Origin of the sequence: Streptomyces caeruleatus, from assembly GCF_001514235.1 — a bacterium.
GTDB classification, from domain to species: Bacteria; Actinomycetota; Actinomycetes; order Streptomycetales; family Streptomycetaceae; genus Streptomyces; species Streptomyces caeruleatus.
The window spans coordinates 1-1,921 of the sequence record NZ_KQ948974.1 but is presented as its reverse complement, the minus strand read 5'-3'; the positions used below and the strand labels follow the sequence as shown (position 1 = coordinate 1,921).

Below are 1,921 nucleotides of genomic sequence, written 5' to 3'. Positions count from 1 at the left end.
GGGCCACAGGGACTGGAGGGCGGTCACCAGGCGTTCGGCGACACCGTCGGCACCGCCCTGCCACATTTCGATCATGAACCAGGCCGCGGTGACGAGCATCAGCGCGGTGGCCGTGAGGGACGGCACGGGGCGCAGCCCCCAGGGTGCGGCGCGGTGCCGATCGGCGGCCAGCACCGGCCACACCGCCAGCAGCGCGAAGCCGACGGCGACCGCCGAGCCGTGACGCAGGGAACCTCCGCTGCTGGGCGGTGGGAGGAGGGCCACCGCGAACGCGGCCGCTCCCCCCGCGCCCAGCGCCAACCGTCCGGGCAGCGCGGCCGGGCGCAGTCCCAGGGCGGTGATCATGTGGCAGACGCCCAGAGCGGCCAGCGCCCCGGTCATCACCCAGTAGCCGGCGGCGCCGTAGGCCGCCAGGGCACTGATCGTCTGGGTGGCGGGGTCGTAGGCGGGTCCTTCGAGCAGCGCCGCGATCGTCCAGCCGCCGATCAGCACGACAGGCGCACATCCCGACGAAAGCAGGGCCCATCTTGGGATAGATCGCATCGAAACACCGTAAAACGCACCCAGGGTCCGTCAGCCGCTGCCACGCATACACCGCGTCGGCGGACCGAACAGCGCTGCGCTATTCGAACAAATCCACCGCAAACGCCACACTGCGCCACCCCTTCCGGCACATAGAAATATCCACCAGCATGAAGGGCCCTGTCCGGGCAGGCAGACGGACGGACGGGCGGGGTCGGCTAGTGCTGGGGGTAGGGACATGCAGCGCACCATGGGGAAACAGGCCGTCGAGTGGCTCGCCGCGGCCGCCGCGGATCCACGGTCGTGCAAGCAGCAGTGGGGCCAGGGCGCGGACGCGGTGCTGCTGGAGGCCGGACGGCTCTGGGACGTGCTCAGCGTTCCCGAACACGTCGGCCTGGGCGCGCTGGATCTGCTGAGACGGGCGCGGCCGCGGGCGTCCGGACCCGTCCTGGTGAACTGCGGGGCGCGAAGAGTCGGCTTCTTCCTGCCGCCCGATCCCGTCACCGAGTGGTTCGGCCCCGGAGTGCGCCATGCCGGCAGGGGGTCGTGGGTCGCCGTCCCGCCGCCTTACCAGTCCGCCGGGTGGCGCCTGGAGTGGCTGCTGCCGCCCGACGGGACCGGCGCGCTGTACGACCCCGAGGCCGTGGAACGCGCGCTGCGCGCGGCCGCCGGGGCTCGTGCCGCCCGGACGCGCTTCAGTCGGCCGGGCGCGGAACGGCGACGCTGACGCGTCCGTTCCCGCCGCTCCACTCCCACAGGCCCACCGGTCCGGGAAGGCCCCGGGGGACGACGACGGCCGGTACGCGTTCGGGGGTTCCGCCCTGGCGGTCGCCCGGCGGTTCGGCCTCGACGGCCCGGGCCGGCCCGGCGAACCGGCCGACCGCCCAGGAGGTGACGGTCTGCCCTTGTCCCTCGCCGGCGCCCACGGCGTCCCGCCAGGTGTCGCGGCGCTCCGGCACCGCACGGCCCTTGGCGTGCCACTCCGCGACCAGCGCCGCGTAGATCGACGGCTGGCCCCGCAGGCCGGTGGCCGGTACGACGTACGACGCGGGTGCGGCATCGCCACCGAGGACACGCCGCGCCGGCTCAAGTCTGTCCATGCCGGGGCAACGCCATGGCGTACGCCGGTGGTACGCCCGCCGCCCCCGCTACCACCCAGTCGAGTGAGACCGTCCCCCGGATGGAGTCATGGAGTACTCCATCTCCCCTTCCCTCCCGACATCGTCAGCCCTCGATCGAGACAGGAGCCGCTTCCATGGACCGCGACGACAGCGACGAGACCACCGACTGCCCGTGGTGCGCCGCGCTGAGTGAGCCGAGCCCGTCGCCGACGGCGCAGCCGTCCGTGTCACCGGGCCGACGGCACGACCCGTACGTGTCGGGGACACAGTACGACGCC

At 73.4% G+C, this 1,921-nt stretch carries 3 protein-coding genes; 1 reads left to right on the top strand and 2 read right to left on the bottom strand.

Annotated features, from left to right (window positions below; genetic code table 11):
• The coding region (locus AQJ67_RS44330) for a DUF998 domain-containing protein (protein WP_062725869.1) at window positions 1-543 on the bottom strand (543 nt) is incomplete at its 3' end.
• Window positions 544-760: 217 nt separating this feature from the next.
• Between AQJ67_RS44330 and AQJ67_RS44325 the strand changes: the two genes are divergently transcribed.
• Complete coding sequence (locus tag AQJ67_RS44325) at window positions 761-1,249, top strand: hypothetical protein (RefSeq protein WP_062725867.1); 489 nt, start codon at window positions 761-763, stop codon at window positions 1,247-1,249.
• On the opposite strand, the gene AQJ67_RS44320 is transcribed toward AQJ67_RS44325, so the two are convergent.
• Window positions 1,218-1,622: a hypothetical protein gene (locus AQJ67_RS44320; RefSeq protein ID WP_062725865.1), complete on the bottom strand. Its 405-nt coding sequence runs from the start codon at window positions 1,620-1,622 to the stop codon at window positions 1,218-1,220. The genes AQJ67_RS44325 and AQJ67_RS44320 overlap by 32 nt on opposite strands.
• Window positions 1,623-1,921 lie beyond the last annotated feature (299 nt).

Coding starts and splice junctions, on each gene's coding strand:
- AQJ67_RS44320 (WP_062725865.1), bottom strand. CDS start 1,622: ATGGACAGACTTGAGCCGGCGCGGCGTGTCCTCGGTGGCGATGCCGCA.
- AQJ67_RS44325 (WP_062725867.1), top strand. CDS start 761: ATGCAGCGCACCATGGGGAAACAGGCCGTCGAGTGGCTCGCCGCGGCC.